Source organism: uncultured Bacillus sp. (assembly GCF_958411575.1).
In the GTDB taxonomy this organism is placed as follows: Bacteria; Bacillota; Bacilli; order Bacillales; family Bacillaceae; genus Bacillus; species Bacillus spizizenii.
On record NZ_CATYRA010000005.1, the window covers coordinates 14,813 to 32,808 of the forward strand.

At 43.4% G+C, this 17,996-nt stretch carries 20 protein-coding genes; 17 read left to right on the forward strand and 3 right to left on the reverse strand.

What is annotated here, in order from left to right:
- Positions 1-105 precede the first annotated feature (105 nt).
- The 7 genes from Q5C82_RS09425 (at position 106) to Q5C82_RS09455 (ending at position 6,917) form a co-directional block, all read left to right on the forward strand.
- Complete coding sequence (locus Q5C82_RS09425; protein WP_003225911.1) at positions 106-759, forward strand: O-methyltransferase; 654 nt, start codon at positions 106-108, stop codon at positions 757-759.
- 5 nt (positions 760-764) lie between these two features.
- Positions 765-1,694, forward strand: a complete 930-nt coding sequence (locus Q5C82_RS09430) for a peptidase U32 family protein (protein ID WP_003225913.1) — start codon at positions 765-767, stop codon at positions 1,692-1,694.
- Between the two features lie 18 nt (positions 1,695-1,712).
- Positions 1,713-2,981, forward strand: coding sequence for a U32 family peptidase (locus Q5C82_RS09435; RefSeq protein ID WP_003225915.1), 1,269 nt, complete (start codon positions 1,713-1,715; stop codon positions 2,979-2,981).
- A gap of 5 nt (positions 2,982-2,986) precedes the next feature.
- The gene (gene udk / locus Q5C82_RS09440; protein ID WP_003225916.1) at positions 2,987-3,622 is read left to right on the forward strand and encodes a uridine kinase; all 636 of its coding nucleotides are present in this window, start codon (positions 2,987-2,989) and stop codon (positions 3,620-3,622) included.
- A 250-nt stretch (positions 3,623-3,872) separates the two neighbouring features.
- Entirely contained in the window at positions 3,873-4,346 is a 474-nt protein-coding gene (gene greA, locus Q5C82_RS09445; RefSeq protein ID WP_003225918.1) for a transcription elongation factor GreA, read from the forward strand.
- Between the two features lie 53 nt (positions 4,347-4,399).
- Positions 4,400-6,154 carry a penicillin-binding protein 2 gene (locus Q5C82_RS09450; RefSeq protein WP_003225920.1) on the forward strand — a complete coding sequence of 585 codons (1,755 nt, stop codon included), beginning with the start codon at positions 4,400-4,402 and terminating at the stop codon, positions 6,152-6,154.
- A 64-nt stretch (positions 6,155-6,218) separates the two neighbouring features.
- Positions 6,219-6,917, forward strand: coding sequence for a YrrS family protein (locus Q5C82_RS09455; protein ID WP_003225922.1), 699 nt, complete (start codon positions 6,219-6,221; stop codon positions 6,915-6,917).
- 36 nt (positions 6,918-6,953) lie between these two features.
- On the opposite strand, the gene Q5C82_RS09460 is transcribed toward Q5C82_RS09455, so the two are convergent.
- Positions 6,954-7,157, reverse strand: coding sequence for a YrzA family protein (locus Q5C82_RS09460; protein WP_003225924.1), 204 nt, complete (start codon positions 7,155-7,157; stop codon positions 6,954-6,956).
- 191 nt (positions 7,158-7,348) lie between these two features.
- On the opposite strand from Q5C82_RS09460, the gene Q5C82_RS09465 reads away from it, so the two are divergent.
- From Q5C82_RS09465 to Q5C82_RS09485, 5 genes are all read left to right on the forward strand, one after another.
- Entirely contained in the window at positions 7,349-7,990 is a 642-nt protein-coding gene (locus Q5C82_RS09465; protein ID WP_003225926.1) for a class I SAM-dependent methyltransferase, read from the forward strand.
- A gap of 22 nt (positions 7,991-8,012) precedes the next feature.
- Positions 8,013-8,708, forward strand: a complete 696-nt coding sequence (gene mtnN / locus Q5C82_RS09470; RefSeq protein WP_003225929.1) for a 5'-methylthioadenosine/S-adenosylhomocysteine nucleosidase — start codon at positions 8,013-8,015, stop codon at positions 8,706-8,708.
- A gap of 63 nt (positions 8,709-8,771) precedes the next feature.
- Entirely contained in the window at positions 8,772-9,695 is a 924-nt protein-coding gene (locus tag Q5C82_RS09475; RefSeq protein WP_003225931.1) for an O-acetylserine dependent cystathionine beta-synthase, read from the forward strand.
- A gap of 1 nt (position 9,696) precedes the next feature.
- On the forward strand, positions 9,697-10,836 hold the full coding sequence (locus Q5C82_RS09480) for a bifunctional cystathionine gamma-lyase/homocysteine desulfhydrase (RefSeq protein ID WP_003225933.1): 1,140 nt from the start codon (positions 9,697-9,699) through the stop codon (positions 10,834-10,836).
- A gap of 82 nt (positions 10,837-10,918) precedes the next feature.
- Entirely contained in the window at positions 10,919-11,149 is a 231-nt protein-coding gene (locus Q5C82_RS09485; RefSeq protein ID WP_003225936.1) for a YrhC family protein, read from the forward strand.
- A gap of 36 nt (positions 11,150-11,185) precedes the next feature.
- Here Q5C82_RS09485 and Q5C82_RS09490 read toward each other — a convergent pair whose 3' ends face one another.
- Together Q5C82_RS09490 and fdhF are read right to left on the reverse strand one after the other, a co-directional pair.
- Positions 11,186-11,668 carry a DUF1641 domain-containing protein gene (locus tag Q5C82_RS09490; protein WP_003225938.1) on the reverse strand — a complete coding sequence of 161 codons (483 nt, stop codon included), beginning with the start codon at positions 11,666-11,668 and terminating at the stop codon, positions 11,186-11,188.
- Positions 11,669-11,686: 18 nt separating this feature from the next.
- Complete coding sequence (fdhF, locus tag Q5C82_RS09495; protein WP_079996425.1) at positions 11,687-14,629, reverse strand: formate dehydrogenase subunit alpha; 2,943 nt, start codon at positions 14,627-14,629, stop codon at positions 11,687-11,689.
- A 313-nt stretch (positions 14,630-14,942) separates the two neighbouring features.
- On the opposite strand from fdhF, the gene Q5C82_RS09500 reads away from it, so the two are divergent.
- The 5 genes from Q5C82_RS09500 to Q5C82_RS09520 all read left to right on the forward strand — a co-directional run bounded on the left by Q5C82_RS09500 (position 14,943) and on the right by Q5C82_RS09520 (position 17,957).
- Positions 14,943-15,311, forward strand: a complete 369-nt coding sequence (locus Q5C82_RS09500; protein WP_003225942.1) for a DUF2294 domain-containing protein — start codon at positions 14,943-14,945, stop codon at positions 15,309-15,311.
- A gap of 263 nt (positions 15,312-15,574) precedes the next feature.
- Positions 15,575-16,375 (forward strand): formate/nitrite transporter family protein, encoded by an 801-nt coding sequence (locus tag Q5C82_RS09505; protein WP_003225944.1) that lies wholly within the window; start codon positions 15,575-15,577, stop codon positions 16,373-16,375.
- 390 nt (positions 16,376-16,765) lie between these two features.
- Positions 16,766-16,915 (forward strand): YrzI family small protein, encoded by a 150-nt coding sequence (locus Q5C82_RS09510; protein WP_003225949.1) that lies wholly within the window; start codon positions 16,766-16,768, stop codon positions 16,913-16,915.
- Positions 16,916-17,071: 156 nt separating this feature from the next.
- On the forward strand, positions 17,072-17,230 hold the full coding sequence (locus Q5C82_RS09515; protein ID WP_014114589.1) for a hypothetical protein: 159 nt from the start codon (positions 17,072-17,074) through the stop codon (positions 17,228-17,230).
- 178 nt (positions 17,231-17,408) lie between these two features.
- The gene (locus Q5C82_RS09520; RefSeq protein WP_257727145.1) at positions 17,409-17,957 is read left to right on the forward strand and encodes a class I SAM-dependent methyltransferase; all 549 of its coding nucleotides are present in this window, start codon (positions 17,409-17,411) and stop codon (positions 17,955-17,957) included.
- Positions 17,958-17,996: the final 39 nt, after the last annotated feature.

Genomic DNA, 17,996 nt, shown 5'->3' on the forward strand with positions numbered 1-17,996 from the left:
ATGATAAAATATATCGGGTTGTTTACCGATGTATCATGATGTATTCAGAGAGTGTCCTGTGCAAAAGACTGGGGCACTCCTTTTTAGAACGGGAGGCTATTTGTTGTGACTGACCGCTATGAACAAATAAATGACTATATAGAAGCATTATTGAAGCCTCGGCCGGAAAACGTGAAGAAGCTTGAAGCATATGCTGAAGAACATCATGTCCCGATCATGGAAAAAGCGGGCATGGAGGTGCTGCTTCAAATTTTGTCTGTGAAACAGCCGAAAAAAATACTTGAAATCGGAACGGCCATTGGTTATTCCGCCATTCGAATGGCGCTGGAGCTGCCGTCTGCTGAAATATATACAATTGAACGCAATGAGAAACGGCATGAAGAAGCGGTAAACAATATCAAGGAATTTCAGCTTGATGACCGAATTCATGTTTTTTACGGAGACGCGCTTGAATTAGCCGACGCCGTTCATGTAACCGCGCCTTACGATGTCATTTTTATTGACGCTGCAAAAGGTCAGTATCAAAACTTTTTTCATTTATATGAACCGATGCTTTCACCGGACGGGGTGATTTTAACAGACAACGTGCTGTTTAAAGGTCTGGTGGCAGAGGATTACAGCAAAATAGAACCGAAAAGAAGACGCAGGCTGATAACAAAAATTGATGAATATAATCATTGGCTGATGAATCATCCCGATTATCAAACTGCGATTATTCCTGTCGGGGACGGACTTGCGATTAGTAAAAAGAAGAGGTGAACGTCATGAAAAAACCAGAGCTCTTAGTGACGCCGACGAGTACGGCGGACATTTTGCCGCTGATACAGGCGGGAGCAACTGCGTTTTTAGTTGGGGAACAGAGATACGGCTTGAGATTAGCCGGAGAATTTTCTCGTGAAGATGTAACAAAAGCTGTAGAGATTGCTCACAAAGAAGGGGCAAAAGTATACGTTGCTGTAAATGCAATTTTTCATAACGATAAAGTAGGTGAGCTTGGCGAATATCTGGCTTTCTTAGCGGAAACCGGTGTCGATGCAGCGGTATTCGGCGATCCTGCCGTGCTTATGGCTGCTCGTGAATCTGCGCCTGACCTGAAGCTTCATTGGAGCACAGAAACGACAGGCACCAACTACTATACATGCAACTACTGGGGACGAAAAGGCGCGGCGCGTTCTGTGCTTGCCAGAGAGCTAAACATGGACAGCATTGTGGAGATTAAAGAAAACGCTGAAGTCGAAATTGAAATCCACGTGCATGGAATGACGTGCATGTTCCAATCGAAGCGTTCTTTGATTGGAAACTATTTTGAATACCAGGGCAAAGTCATGGACATTGAAGGAAAGAAAAAAGAATCGGGCATGTTCTTGCATGATAAAGAACGTGATAATAAATATCCGATTTTCGAAGATGAAAACGGCACGCACATCATGAGCCCGAACGATGTGTGCATCATTGATGAGCTTGAGGAATTGATAGATGCAGGCATTGATTCTTTCAAAATTGATGGTGTCCTGAAAACGCCTGAATACCTAATAGAAGTCACCAAAATGTACAGAGAAGCGATGGATCTGTGTGTGGAAAACCGTGACGAATACGAAGCGAAAAAAGAAGACTGGATCGAACGCATAGAAAGCATCCAGCCAGTTAACAGAAAAATCGATACTGGATTCTTCTTCAAAGAAACGGTTTATTAATCAAAAGGAGGTTAAGCTATGACTGCCGTAAATGATAAAATATCCACAATCGTCAATGGGAAGCGTGTGATTACAAAAAAGCCGGAGCTTCTCGCACCTGCGGGTAATCTTGAAAAGCTGAAAATTGCTGTTCATTACGGAGCGGACGCGGTCTTTATCGGAGGACAGGAATACGGGTTGCGCTCAAATGCCGATAACTTTACGATCGAAGAAATTGCAGAAGGCGTTGAATTCGCGAAACAATATGGCGCGAAGATCTACGTAACGACAAATATTTTCGCCCATAATGAAAACATGGACGGGCTTGAAGAATACTTGAAAGCACTTGGAGACGCCAACGTTGCCGGCATCATTGTGGCAGATCCGCTTATTATCGAAACATGCCGCAGAGTGGCGCCGAATGTTGAGGTTCACTTGAGCACACAGCAGTCTCTTTCAAACTGGAAGGCTGTCCAGTTCTGGAAGGAAGAAGGCCTTGACCGCGTTGTGCTGGCACGTGAAACAAGCGCTCTCGAAATCAGAGAAATGAAAGAAAAAGTAGATATCGAAATTGAATCGTTTATTCACGGCGCGATGTGTATCGCATATTCCGGCCGCTGTGTACTAAGCAATCACATGACAGCGCGGGATTCCAACCGCGGAGGCTGCTGCCAGTCATGCCGCTGGGATTATGACCTGTATCAAACAGACGGTGCCAACGCCGTTGCTTTGTATGGTGAAGAAGATGCGCCATTTGCGATGAGTCCGAAAGATTTGAAGCTGATTGAATCTATTCCGAAAATGATCGAAATGGGCATCGACAGCTTAAAGATTGAAGGCCGCATGAAATCAATTCACTATGTAGCAACAGTTGTCAGCGTATACCGCAAAGTCATTGACGCTTATTGCGCTGATCCGGATAACTTTGTGATTCAAAAAGAATGGCTTGAAGAGCTTGATAAGTGCGCCAACCGGGACACTGCGACAGCTTTCTTTGAAGGAACGCCAGGCTATGAAGAGCAAATGTTCGGTGAGCACGCCAAAAAAACGACGTTTGATTTTGTCGGCTTAGTGCTGAATTATGATGAAGACACACAAGTGGTCACACTTCAGCAGCGCAATTTCTTCAAAAAAGGCGACGAAGTGGAATTTTTCGGTCCGGAAATCGAAAACTTTACACACACGATTGAAACCATTTGGGACGAAGACGGTAATGAGCTAGATGCTGCCCGCCATCCCCTGCAAATTGTCAAATTCAAACTAGACAAAAAGATTTATCCGAGCAACATGATGAGAAAGGGGAAGTAACACCCATGGGTAAGAATCCAGTAGTCATTGGAATCGCAGGAGGTTCCGGTTCAGGAAAAACGAGTGTCACACGGTCGATTTATGAACAATTTAAAGGACACTCGATTTTAATGATCCAGCAAGACCTTTATTATAAAGACCAAAGCCACCTTCCATTCGAAGAAAGGCTGAATACAAACTATGATCATCCGCTTGCGTTTGATAATGACTATTTAATCGAGCATATTCAGGATCTATTGAATTACCGCCCGATTGAAAAGCCGATTTACGACTATAAGCTTCACACACGTTCAGAGGAAACGGTTCACGTAGAGCCCAAGGATGTTATTATCCTTGAAGGCATTCTAGTTCTTGAAGACAAAAGGCTCCGTGATCTGATGGATATCAAGCTTTACGTTGATACAGACGCTGACTTGCGTATCATCAGACGGATTATGAGAGATATTAATGAGCGCGGCCGCTCTATTGACTCTGTCATTGAACAATATGTGTCAGTTGTCCGCCCGATGCATAACCAATTTGTCGAACCAACGAAACGATACGCTGATATTATTATCCCGGAAGGCGGACAGAATCACGTCGCAATTGATCTAATGGTCACAAAAATCCAAACCATTCTTGAACAAAACGCGATTTTGTAATACCATAGCATAGACATAAATAACTCTGACCATATTATGTATAGGCAGGAAGGGGATGTGCAAATTCCCTTCTTTCCCTGTTTATAAACGCGAAATATTTGCAGAACGACAAGATTCAGTTTAAGATAAACAGTACCTATATGGGAGAGAAGAACGAGGACTGCCCTGTGTTCTCATTCTTGTATTTTTTAGTTTATGCTCTCATACATAATCGAAGATGTTGAGGGACAACCAGAAGGAGTGAAGGGACATGGCACAAGAGAAAGTTTTTCCTATGACTGAAGAAGGAAAACAAAAACTCGAACAAGAATTAGAATATTTGAAAACGGTTAAACGCAAAGAAGTAGTAGAACGCATCAAAATTGCGAGAAGTTTCGGAGACCTTTCCGAGAACTCTGAATACGATTCAGCGAAAGAAGAGCAGGCATTCGTAGAGGGTCGTGTGACGACTCTTGAAAATATGATCCGCAACGCGAAAATCATTGAAGATGACGGCGGCTCTAACGTTGTCGGTTTAGGTAAAACCGTCACTTTCGTCGAACTGCCTGACGGTGACGAAGAGTCATATACAATCGTTGGAAGCGCTGAAGCTGATCCGTTTGAAGGAAAAATCTCAAACGATTCACCGATCGCAAAAAGCCTTCTTGGCAAAAAAGTAGATGAAGAAGTCACAGTTCAAACACCGGGCGGAGAAATGCTCGTGAAAATTGTGAAAATTTCATAATATCTGTTTAGCAAAGAAACACCTCGTCCACAATGTGGGTGAGGTGTTTTTTTATGAAGATATCGAAACGAATGAAGCTGGCAGTCATTGCTTTTTTGATCGTTTTTTTCCTGCTTCTGCTGAGGTTGGCGGAAATCCAGCTGTTTTTTACAGAATCATTTTCAAAAAAGAAAATCAATTTGATCCAGGAAAGCGTGAAACAGCGGACGGAGGAAGTACTCATTTCTGACGGAAGAGGTTCCTTTTTAGATCGAAACGGGCAGGCGCTGACCGGCAAAAGCGAGCCTGCGGTTGTTTTGTTCCCTTTTCTGCTGACGCAGGATTGGCCGATCAAAAAAGTTAGTGACATCCTCGGCATGTCTGAAGATGAACTGCACCAGACACTCGCAAAGGCGAAAAAACCGGTCATTTTGCAACAAAAGAAAATCAAAACACTTTCGAAACAATCCATCACAAAAATCAATTCTTTGAAATATCCCGGCATTTACGGCGTATATATGGAGAATGAAGACAAGCCCAGCCTTGCTTCACATACGATTGGGAGCACGAATCAAGATCCAGCGCTTCTCCGCAAGAAATATCCTGATAAGGAGAACCTTCCGATTACAACAGAAATCGGTACAACCGGTTTAGAACGGACATTTGATGAGTTTTTGCTTCCGGAACAAGACACAAAGCTTTTATATCATGTGGACGGAAAAGGAAACCCTTTGTTTGGCATGGACGTCAAATATACAGCTGAAGCCAATACATTTTATCCGCTCCAGATCAAAACAACAATCGATCAAAGCATTCAAAAAGCGATGGAGGAGGTATTGGATGAACAGGGGCTGAAAAAAGGAGGAGCTGTGCTGCTGGACATCGAAAATAGCAGTGTTTTGGGAATGGTAAGCAAACCGGATGCCGATGTCTCTCGGCAAAACACGCTTCAAAATTATATGCTGACGCCAATCTATCCCGGTTCAGTTTTTAAAACAGTCATTGCCGCAGCTGCAATCGAAAATGATACGGTGAAGCCTACTCAAACCTTTAATTGTAATTTAGACCTGTACGGGGAACCGGGCGACGACAAAGGAACCTTGTCTTTTGATGAAAGTTTTGCCCAAAGCTGCAATTACACATTTACGAGTCTTGCGGAACAATTAATGAAAAAAGACAGCTCGGTTATTGAAGACATGTCCGAAAAGCTGGCTCTCACTGATCGGGCAGGCTGGGAAGGAAAACTATATCACGAAACAGATTTCCGCCAGTTGTATAACGAAAAAAGCGGCGTGATTTGGGGGGATGAAAAAGACAAATCAGTCAAAAAAGCCATTGCGCAAACAGCGATCGGGCAGAAAAATGTAAAGGTAACGCCGCTCGAGGTAGCCAATATGATGGCGACAATTGCCCGTGGCGGAGACAAGCGGCAGGTGAAAATCGCAGAACAAATTGAATATAAAAACGGCACAACACTCGTTAAGTTTAAAGATCAGAAGCTTAAAGGAGAAACGATAGATAAATATACGGCACAGCAGCTTCAAAAAATGCTGCGGCGGGTGGTGGAATCTCCTTCCGGAACGGGCAGAAGGTTTCAGGATCTTCCGTATACTGTAGCAGGGAAGTCAGGAACAGCCCAGACAGGCAAGCTTTCAAAAGAGAAAGAAACGCTCTATGAAAAATGGTTTGCAGGTTATTTTCCGGCGGATAAGCCGAAATACGCTCTTGTCGTTTTACACATGGATACGCCGGGGGATCAGGCTCTGACAAATTCGGTGTTTTATGATATTGTTAAAAAAGTACACGAAATTGAAATCAATAAGAAATAGAACAACTTCTCAGCACATGGTAAAATATATGCTGAGCCAAGAGGGATAAAGGAGTGCAGAATTATTGAGCAATAATCAATCTCGTTATGAAAACCGTGATAAGCGCAGGAAAGCTAATTTAGTGCTTAACATTTTAATCGCAATCGTATCCATACTAATTGTCGTAGTAGCAGCTAATCTCTTCATTAACAGTCCTTCTAGCAAAGATGTCAGCAAGGATTCTGAAACAGCGCAAAAACAGGAATCTCCGGCTTCAGGAAAGACGGAAAAGAAATCGGACGAAGATATAAAAGACAGCAAGAAAGATACTTCTGACAGCGAAAAGGATTCTGAGAAGTCTTCTGATTCAGATTCCAAAAAAGATGATTCTTCTTCTAAAAGTGATGATTCTGATTCAGACTCAAGCTCAGATTCAGATGACCCGCTTAAAGACGCAAAAGTTACTGAAGGCGGCTCATCAAGCGACGTGGAAAAAACGTATGAAAATCCTGACTGGAAAGCAGTCGGAACTGAGCAGACGGGCGAACACGCCGCCACTTATGACTCAAGTTCACAAGACTGGGCTGAGATGCTAAAAGCCATTTCATATGCAACTGGTGTTTCAACAGATCACATGACGGTGCTCTGGCTCGGAAACAACGGCAGCCCTCAGGATGCCAAAGGCAAGATTTTAGACAAGACGACTGGGGATAAATATCAAGTCACGATTACATGGGTTGATGAAAAAGGCTGGAAGCCGACAAAAGTAGAGAAACTAAAATAAACAAAAGCAGCCGGTTTAGAGCCGGCTGCTTTTGTTTTAGGCCTCAGCTGCGAAGTGAACAACCGCGCTGTACAATATTCTTCCGTCTGCCACAGCAGTTTGGTGTGAAACAGATTTCACCCGGAGCATGATGGCTTTATTGTTTTCAATTTGTGTATTGATTTTCTTTTCAAGCTCCTGCAATGAAGCCGCTTCAAAAAATTCCACTTTGTCTTTTATCAAATCTAATTGAAAATTCATGTCTCGACCCTCCAGCTTTCACAAGTCATAAGAAGTATAAGCTTTTTTGCGGTAAACGCGCAATATAGATGGCATAAAATACACGAAGTGTTTTAGTACCTGCTTTCCAGAAGATGTGGTATGATAGGAACTGTTCCATCATTAATTCATAGTATGCTTATAGGAATTATAAAATATGGAGTGTGACAAATATGGGACGTGAATTTATCCCTCTCTTTGAAGATTGGGCAGCAACTTATGACCAAACAGTACAAGGTTTTGATATTCAGTATAAAGAAGCGTTCAGAGGCTACGATGATATCCTTGATGCCATTGTCAGCAGGTCTGGAACGCATGTGTTAGAATTTGGCCCTGGGACGGGGAATTTGACAGCTAAGCTGCTGGAGGCGGGCAAATCTGTATTTGGTATTGAACCGTCTCCCGCAATGCGCAAATTAGCTTCTGACAAGCTTTCAGGCAGGGCGGAAATCGTTGACGGAGACTTCCTGACATTTCCTGAACCTCCATTTCATGCTGACACAATTGTCAGTTCATATGCTTTTCATCATTTGACCGACGAAGAAAAGCGGGCTGCCATAAAGCAATATGGCAAATACCTTCACTTGCATGATAGAATAGTGTTTGCCGATACCGTCTTTGAAGATGTGCAAGCATATCAACAGGCTATTGATAAAGCCCGTTCTCAAGGCTTCTATCAGCTGGCAAATGATTTAGAGACGGAGCATTATCCTACATTGGATGCGTTGAAAGCGATGTTTACAGCTGAAGGTTTTGCAGTCCAATTCACTCAGCATAACGACTTTGTGTGGATAATGGAGGCGATCAAACGGTAAAGTGAAGGGAATGTGAGAATAGATGAAACTAGCAGTCATCGGAGCAATGGAAGAGGAAGTTACCATCCTAAGAAGCAAACTTGAACATGCAAAAACAGAAACAATCGCACACTGTGAATTTACAACAGGCGAATATGAAGGAACAGAAGTCATTCTTTTAAAGTCAGGAATTGGAAAAGTGAATGCTGCCATCAGCACAACGCTTCTGCTTGACCGTTACAAGCCTGATTATGTCATTAACACAGGCTCAGCGGGCGGATTTCATCATACACTGAATGTAGGAGATGTCGTGATTTCTACCGACGTTCGCCACCATGATGTAGATGTAACAGCCTTTGATTATGAATACGGTCAGGTTCCGGGTCTTCCGGCTGCTTATGCGGCAGATGAAAAGCTAATCAACATCACTGAAGAAGCGATTTCTGAACTAGACGGCATTCAGGTTGCAAAAGGAACAATCGCAACAGGCGATTCTTTCATGAACGATCCAAAGCGGGTTGAAGAGGTGCGTGCGAGATTTTCTGATCTGTACGCGGTTGAAATGGAGGCTGCGGCAGTGGCTCAAGTGTGCCATCAATTTAAAACGCCGTTTGTCGTCATCAGAGCGTTATCTGATATTGCAGGAAAAGAATCACATGTATCATTTGACCAATTTTTAGAGCAGGCGGCTGTCAATTCAACAGAGCTTGTGTTAAAAGTGATCAAACGAATTCATTAAAAACGGGGGAGAATTCTCCTCCGTTTTCCCTAAAAACAACCTCTATCAAGGAGGAGGACATATATGACTGTTATTACGGACATTACCGAGTTGATTGGGAACACACCGCTTCTCCGCCTGAAGAACTTTGATGTTCCTGAGGGGATCGCAGTGTATGCCAAGCTTGAAATGATGAATCCCGGCGGAAGCATCAAAGACAGACTGGGAGATATGCTGATCCGTGACGCGATGGAGTCGGGAAAGGTGAATCCCGGCGGAGTGATTATAGAAGCCACCGCAGGCAATACAGGGATCGGCCTTGCGTTGAGTGCCAGAAAATATGGGTTAAAAGCGATTTTCTGTGTCCCTGAACATTTCAGCACAGAGAAACAGCAAATTATGCAAGCGCTTGGAGCATCAATTATTCATACACCGCGTCAAGACGGAATGCAGGGAGCCATTCAAAAAGCCATTCAGCTGGAGACAGAAATTGAAAATTCTTATTGCGTTTTGCAATTTAAAAACCAAGTAAATCCATCGACTTACTATAAGACACTTGGACCTGAAATATGGGAAGCGCTTGACGGCAATATTCATACGTTCGTTGCAGGGGCAGGATCAGGGGGCACATTCGCAGGAACTGCTTCCTTCTTAAAAGAAAAAAATCCAGCAGTCAAAACAGCGATTGTCGAACCGGAGGGCTCCATTTTAAACGGAGGAGAGCCACATGCTCATAAAACAGAAGGCATTGGCATGGAGTTCATCCCCGATTATATGAATGAGAGCCATTTTGATGAGATCTACACCGTTACAGATGAGAATGCGTTTAGACTTGTGAAAGAAGCGGCAGAAAAAGAAGGTCTGCTGATCGGAAGCTCTTCAGGTGCAGCGCTTTATGCAGCATTGGAGGAAGCGAAAAAAGCATCCGCAGGAACAAACATTGTCACCGTATTTCCTGACAGCAGTGATCGATATATCAGCAAACAAATATACGAAGGAGGCATCTGATATGAAGAAAAAAACATTGATGATACATGGCGGAATTACAGGTGATGAAAAAACAGGCGCGGTTTCTGTGCCCATTTATCAAGTAAGCACGTACAAGCAGCCGAAAGCAGGACAGCATACAGGCTATGAGTATTCAAGAACGGCCAATCCGACTAGAACCGCTCTCGAAGCACTAGTGACAGAGCTGGAAGGCGGGGAAGCAGGCTATGCATTTAGTTCAGGAATGGCTGCCATTACAGCAGTTATGATGTTGTTTAACAGCGGAGATCATGTCGTGTTGACTGATGATGTGTACGGCGGAACATACCGCGTGATGACAAAGGTACTAAATCGTCTTGGCATTGAATCAACATTTGTCGATACAAGCTGCAGAGAAGAAGTTGAAAAAGCGATTCGCCCAAACACAAAAGCCATTTATATTGAGACACCGACAAACCCGCTGCTCAAAATCACCGACTTGGCACTCATGGCTGATATCGCAAAAAAAGAGGGTGTTCTGCTTATCGTCGACAATACCTTTAACACTCCTTATTTTCAGCAGCCGCTCACTTTAGGAGCTGATATTGTGCTTCACAGTGCGACAAAATATCTTGGCGGACACAGTGACGTCGTCGGCGGTTTAGTTGTGACAGCTTCGAAAGAGCTTGGCGAAGAGCTGCATTTTGTGCAAAACTCCACAGGCGGCGTCCTTGGCCCTCAAGATTCCTGGCTGTTAATAAGAGGAATCAAAACATTGGGACTCAGAATGGAAGCGATCGATCAAAATGCGCGGAAAATCGCAAGTTTTCTGGAGAATCATCCTGGTGTCCAAACGTTATATTATCCTGGTTCTTCAAATCATCCCGGACATGAGCTCGCAAAAATACAAGGGTCTGGCTTCGGTGGCATGATCTCCTTTGATATCGGCAGTGAAGAGCGGGTTGATGCATTTTTAGGGAATCTGAAACTGTTTACCATTGCTGAAAGTCTTGGCGCAGTAGAAAGCTTAATTTCTGTTCCGGCAAGAATGACACATGCCTCTATTCCGAGAGAGCGCCGGCTTGAATTAGGCATTACGGACGGATTGATTAGAATTTCTGTAGGAATTGAAGATGCGGAAGATTTACTGGAAGATATCAAGCAAGCGCTTGAAAATATATAACAAATGGATAGAATTACTTTCTCTGTAAGCTGCCAGATTATATTATAATAGTCGTATACTCTGAATCTGGCAGGTGATTCTTTTGAATAAAAATAGAATGAAATCTTTAATAGAAGACTACAAGCATTTTGCTTTTACATTGCTTGCAGTCAGCACTTTTTTATATATAGGCGCAGTTCTTCCCGATCAAGGCTTAACGCTAGGCCAGAAATCGATGATGTTTTTAGCGGATTGCGTGTTTTTAGCAGGAGCCTTCTTTTGCGTGGATCGTTCATTGATTTACAAGAAGCGTTTGGAAGAAGCCGACGAATAAAAAAACAGCCATCAACTCAGCGATGGCTGTTTTTTGTTATTTTTCCTGCAGTTCTTTTCCCATGCCTTTTAAAAACTGAAGGCCGAAGCCGACGGCTCTGTTGATATCAGGATCGTTCATTGCTTTTAAAAGATCAAGAATTCCTACTTTCTTGTCTTCTTTTAAAAAGCTTTGCGCCTGTTCAGTTCCAGCCATCACGCTTTCTAAAAGCTTTCCTGTGAACTCAGGATCTGCTTTTGTTAATGCGCCTCCGGCGGCCATCATCGTGTTGATGAGATTGGTGACAGGCTCACGCGAAACTTGGCCAAGCGCAATCTTGGCGATGTCTTCCTTCGCTCTCAGCATGCTTGTTGCCGCATCAAAAATTCCAAGTTCATTGAGTTCATTCATTAACGTCATCGTTTTAGATACGGCATCCTCATTTTCCGCCAGCAGCTCTTTCAGCTCTTCTATTTTTTCAAGCTTGATTTGTTCTGCTGTTTTTGTTTCTTTTTTGATTGTCGTAATCGGAGTGGCCATTCGTTTTCCTCCTTTCGTTTAATCAGTCAGATGGACATAGCCCGGACGGTTCCATTTTCTTTCTGCTTCGACCCCGTTTTGCGGGTGCCGTTTTTTGTTGCGCGGATTTGTTTTCGGAAGCGGCGCTGTTTCGCAGCCTCCAAGCACCTCCATGCGGACCTTCGTCTGTTTATAAGCAGGCGTGTTCGTCCGTTTATCAGCTGCAGGCCCCGTCAGGAAGTTAATCGCTGACTCTTTGTCTGTTGAGTTCATTGGCAGATAAAGTTCATTTTTCCGCACACGGTCTGTGATCAGCGCGTTTAATTTGACTGCTCCGAACGGAGAAACGAGCCGTACAAGCGAACCGTCACAAATGCCCCGCTCCTGTGCAAGTTCAGGCGAGATTTCAACAAATACATTCGGCACTTTTGCTTGAATGCCTTTCGATTTATTTGTCATGTTTCCTTCGTGGAAATGCTCCAGCATCCGGCCGTTATTGATATGAAGATCATATTCTTCCGGAAATGCCGCTGGCTCAGTCCAATCAGAAAGGGCAAAGCGGGCTTTTCTGTCAGGGAAATTAAATCCGTCTTCATACAGAAGCGGTGTGCTTTCACCAGAGTAGCTGCCCCATAGGAAGCTGTTCCAGCCTTCAAGAACCTCATAGCTTGCTTTGGCAAACAGAGGAGAAAGGCTCGCCATTTCTGAGAAAATGTCACTTGGATGGCTGTAATTCCAGTTCGCCCCTAAGCGGTTTGCCACCTCTTGAATGATCCACCAATCCGGCTTCGCGTCACCAAGTGTCGGCAGCGCCTGATATAATCGCTGCACGCGGCGTTCTGTATTGGTAAATGTTCCGTCTTTCTCAAGTGAAGGAGTAGCCGGCAAGACGACATCAGCATATTGAGCTGTTCTTGACAGGAAGATGTCCTGTACCACGAAGAAATCAAGGCTTGTTAAAATATCATGCACATGGTTCGCGTTTGAATCGACCAGTGCCATATCCTCACCGACAAGATACATAGCTTTCATTTTTCCTTCTTCAATGGCATGAAGCATTTGAATATTATCTAAACCAGGCTTTCCATCAATCTCGACACCATATGCCTCTTCAAATTTAGCGCGGGCTTTGTCATCTGTAATATGCTGATATCCCGGCAGCCAGCCAGGCAGTGTTCCCATATCGCAAGCGCCTTGTACGTTATTGTGTCCGCGCAGAGGATAAGCGCCGGCACCCGGACGGCGATAGTTGCCCGTAGCGAGAAGCAGGTTTGAAATCGCTGCTGACGTATCAGAACCGCCTGTATTTTGTGTGACACCCATTCCCCAAAGGACACAAGTTCCATCAGCGTCACGAATCATTTCGGCAATTCGAATGATGTTTTCTTTAGAAAGGCCTGTGATGCGTTCCGCATAATCAAGCGTATAAGTTTTAAGCGTTTCTTTATAATCTTCAAAGTAATTCACGTTCTCATCAATAAACGCTTGATCATGCCAGCCTTGGTCGATCATATATTTCGTAACAGCCATCAGCCAAACTTGGTCTGTGCCTTGTTTAGGGCTGATGAATAGATCAGACCGCTCAGCCATTTCATTTTTGCGCAAGTCGGCAACGATCAGTTTTTGACCGTGGAGCTTGTGCGCCCGTTTGACACGTGTAGCAAGCACAGGATGTCCTTCTGCCGGATTGGCGCCGACAATGATGACGAGACCGGCTTTGGCAATATCTTTAATCGTGCCGGCGTCACCGCCCATGCCGACAGTTCGGAACAATCCGTCTGTAGCAGGAGACTGGCAGTAGCGTGAGCAGTTATCGACGTTGTTTGTTTCAAATACCTGGCGCGCTAATTTTTGAATGACATAGTTTTCTTCATTCGTAATTTTAGAAGAAGAAATAAATCCGACAGATCCTTTGCCGTACTGCTCTTTAATCGATCCTAATCTGCTTGCGACAAGATCGAGGGCTTCTTCCCAAGAAGATTCCACAAATGCCCCGTTTTTACGGATTAAAGGTTTTGTGATCCGCTCTTCAGAATTGACGAAATCCCAGCCGAATTTCCCTTTGACACATGTAGAAATCGCGTTAACCGGAGCGTCAGAAACAGGCTGGATCTTTAAAATATCCCGTCCTTTTGTCCATACTTCAAAAGAACATCCGACACCGCAGAACGTACATACAGTTTTGGTTTTTTTCGTTCTCGTTTCACGCATTGCCGCTTCGACTTCAGAAATGGCAAAAATGCTGCCGTAATCAGGTTCAACGTTTTTCACGAGGTCAATCATCGGTTCCATGACATCCTCTTTGATGCCTGTCATAAAGCCAGCCTGCCCGAGCATTGATTTTTCCATCAGCGCATTACATGGGCATACTGTGACACACTGGCCGCAGCTGACACAAGAAGATTCATTGATCGGAACTCCCTCATCCCAAATCACGCGAGGACGTTCGCGTTCCCAGTCGATTGAGAGTGTTTCATTTACCTGAAGGTTTTGACACACCTCAACACACTGGCCGCAGGCAATACATTGGTTTGGATCATAGCGGTAAAACGGGTGAGACATATCAACCGCGCAAGAAGGGTCTTCTTTTGGCGTGTATGGGTATTTTTGATGCTCGATTCCCATCATTTCCGCTGTATTATGCAGCGTACAGTTCCCATTGTTGTTATCGCAAACTGTACAATACAGCAAGTGATTTTCAAGAAGGCGGTCCATCGCTTCGGTTTGTGCTTCTTTCACCCGACTTCCCGAAAGATCAATTGACATTCCATTTTCTGCGACCGTAGAGCATGAACGAACCAGCTTGCCGTTTGCCTCTACAATGCAAGTATCGCAAGTCTGAATCGGGTCAACCTCTGGAACGTGGCAAATCTGCGGGTACTCAATCCCGTTTTCATTTAAAATGTCTAAAATTGTGGCCCCTGCTCGTGCTTGAATTTCTGTTCCGTCAACACGGACACTGATCGACTTAACGTCCATCATACTCATATTCCCCTCCATCTTTCATTCAAGAAGTCAAAAAAAGCCATGTATAGATACACCTGTCCTTAATTCTAAGAAGGTGTAAACACACATGGCGGAATAGTTCACTAGCAAGTCTTACTAACAGACCAATCCTTGATTTTTATAAACCGATAGACTCATAACAAGATCTTATTACAAATCCATCAACACTGCTTTTATTATAAAGTGATATTTATTATAATACAATATATCAGGAAAATTTTAACCAAGTGAAATGTCCTGAGGGGAACCGGGAAAAGCCTTATGAGGAGTATCGGAAGGGGTAATCAGCATGTCTAAAAAAATTCATGAGTTCAATGATATTATTCGAAAACTTCGCAAAGAATTGTTCGGCAAAGGGCCTGAACGGATTCATACTGTATTTGTAGAAAACATGGCAGTCTCAACACTGTACGGAAATCTGAGTGCAAGCGAGCAGTTTATCGCCCGCACACCTGAAGGCAGGGAAATGGTACATGCGGCCCGGACAAGCCTGATTCAAGATCTTTATTCCAAACAAACGCCGGAAGGAATGGAGGAACTGATGGGGGCTAAGCTTGTCCATTTGTTTTCTGATATTAAAATTGAGGAAAATATCGCTGTATCTGTGTTTGTCTTTGACAAAAAAATAGATGATCAAAAAGAAGCACTGCAAGGCTAGCATATTTACCATTGACACAAATTTGTCACATTTGATATGATGTTGCTACAGTTATAGAAGGCAAAAAGCAATGGGATTGTATGCACGAACTGTATATATTCTCTTTCAATATCTTAATTCTGCTTGATATTGTTGTATGGGTATGCATACAAGTTAGGCAGCATTCAAACACCTGGTTTTACACAGGTTATTTGAGTGCTGCCTTTTTTATTGCCTTTCTGCCATAACTGTGAGAAAAGAAGAAATAATGGAGGCGTTTTAGTATGGCTTTTCGGAAACCGGATGAAATAGCGGACGCAGCAATTGAAGCAGGGGTGAAAAAAATAAAGCTTCCGCTGCCGTCCCTGCTTGTGCTGGGGTTTTTAGGAGGCGCATTTATCGCGCTCGGGTACTTGCTTGATATCAGGGTAATCGGCGACCTTCCGAAAGAATGGGGAAGCCTGTCCAGCTTGATCGGGGCTGCAGTATTTCCCGTCGGTCTGATCCTTGTGGTTCTTGCTGGCGCTGAACTGATCACAGGAAATATGATGTCCGTTGCGATGGCTTTATTTTCGAGAAAAATATCGGTAAAAGAATTGGCGGTTAACTGGGGAATCGTCACGATTATGAACCTAATCGGCGCATTGTTTGTTGCTTATTTTTTCGGGCATTTGGTTGGATTGACTGAAACAGGCCCTTATTTAGAAAAAACAATCGCCGTTGCACAAGGAAAGCTCGATATGAGCTTTGGCAAGGTTCTCGTTTCCGGCATCGGCTGTAACTGGCTTGTATGTCTTGCCGTTTGGCTTTCTTTCGGCGCTCAAGACGGAGCAGGAAAAATTCTTGGCATCTGGTTCCCAATTATGGCTTTTGTGGCAATCGGATTTCAGCACGTTGTCGCCAACATGTTTGTGATTCCCGCTGCCATTTTTGCTGGCTCGTTCACGTGGGGGCAGTTTATCGGAAACATCATTCCGGCTTTTATCGGCAATGTCATCGGCGGAGCGGTTTTTGTCGGTCTCATTTACTTTATCGCATATCATAAGAAAGACCGCTCCAGAAAAGAAATGAAGCAGGTATCATGATCAAAGGACAAATCCATTCCATGATTTGCACAATTTCCGTCCATTTTTAGAAAAAGATGTTTACAAAATGGAATTTGGTGGATATACTTACAAAGTAAGAAAAAAGCAAAGGAGGCTGAACAAAATGACAATGAGACAACGACGTCAACCTGTACGTGATACACAAGTAAAAGTTCATGGTTCATTCAGCCTGTGGAAGAGTTCGTGTCCTTCCTTAACCGATGCTTATCGCACGCATTAAATTCGGAATTAGTCGGACATACGCAACTCCCCGCAGGCAGTAGAGGCATTGGTGTCTTCTTTTGTCTGCGGTTTTTTATTTGCCCGCGGCAGAAGGAATGATGCCGCGGGTTATTTCGCTTGAAGCGGATTTGAAAGGGGGTGAGCGATATGACGATTAACCTATTCTTTTTAACGTTAACGATTAACAAACGGTTTAAAAGCCAGGAAGAATTCGAACGGGAACAGCAGATTGAGCAGATTTATGATGAAATGAAAGAGTCTCAGTTAAAGCATCTTTATTTAACAAACTGGCGCTAAAAGCAATGAAAAAGCTGAAGGAGGAGATGACATATGCTTAGAATGGAATTATTGATGCATTATACAATGGAGAAGGACCAAGTTTAGCGAAACAGCTGTCAAGAAAATGCCGGCCTGCATATGATAAATCAACGTTACGGTAAGGCAGGTGATGGCATGATGAACGATTATCAAAAAAGGCTGCCGTCGATAGGCCATGGTTATGCGTCCATGCCGCATTCCTTCAAACATGGTTATGGAAATCCATTCCGCCAGCAGAGGCTGATGGCCATGCAGCAGCATAGGCTGTATGTATTCCCTTATCATTGGCATTAGAAAGAGGGCAGAAAACATTTTGTTTTCTGCTTTTTTTGCGGAAAAAATGAAAAAGTTCAGTTCCATTGAAACATTTTTAAACACATTGCCGTCTAGTTGATATCTTTATTCCCATTTAGAAATGAAGGTGATGTTTATTTTTCGAATATAATAAATAAACATAGGAAACCAAAAGCAGGTGTTTAAAATGCTAGAAAATAGACTCTATAAACGATCGAATCTTTTGAAATTATTTTCTCGGAAATATAAGAAAACCAAAACAATTGAGCATATGATGATTGACTCTATAGACATACAAGAAAATGACAGAATTTTAGAAATTGGAGTCGGAAATGGCACTGTCTTTAAGAGCATAACCGAGAAACTGGAAAAGGGAAGCTTAAAAAGCATTGACCCTTCAAAGCGAAAGGTAAGGCAAATATCACGAGCGAACCGAAACATGGGAAAAGGGGAGATTTTTCATGGCTATCCTGAGAACATTCCCTTTGATGACCGTACCTTTAATAAAGTGTTTTCCTTACATACGGTTCAGAGCTGCACTGATATTAGGCTTGCATTAAGAGAAATATACCGGGTGCTTCAAATTGACGGCCGGTTTTACATCAGTATTGATGGAAATACTGATGTAAAAGAGAAAATGTATATTCAACTTCTGAAAGATCAGCATTTCAGGGATCTTTCTGTCATTAGGCGTGATTCTTGTCTTTGCATTGTAGCTGTTAAATAAAATCATTTCTCGGGAAATATATCCAGAGCCATCTATTGG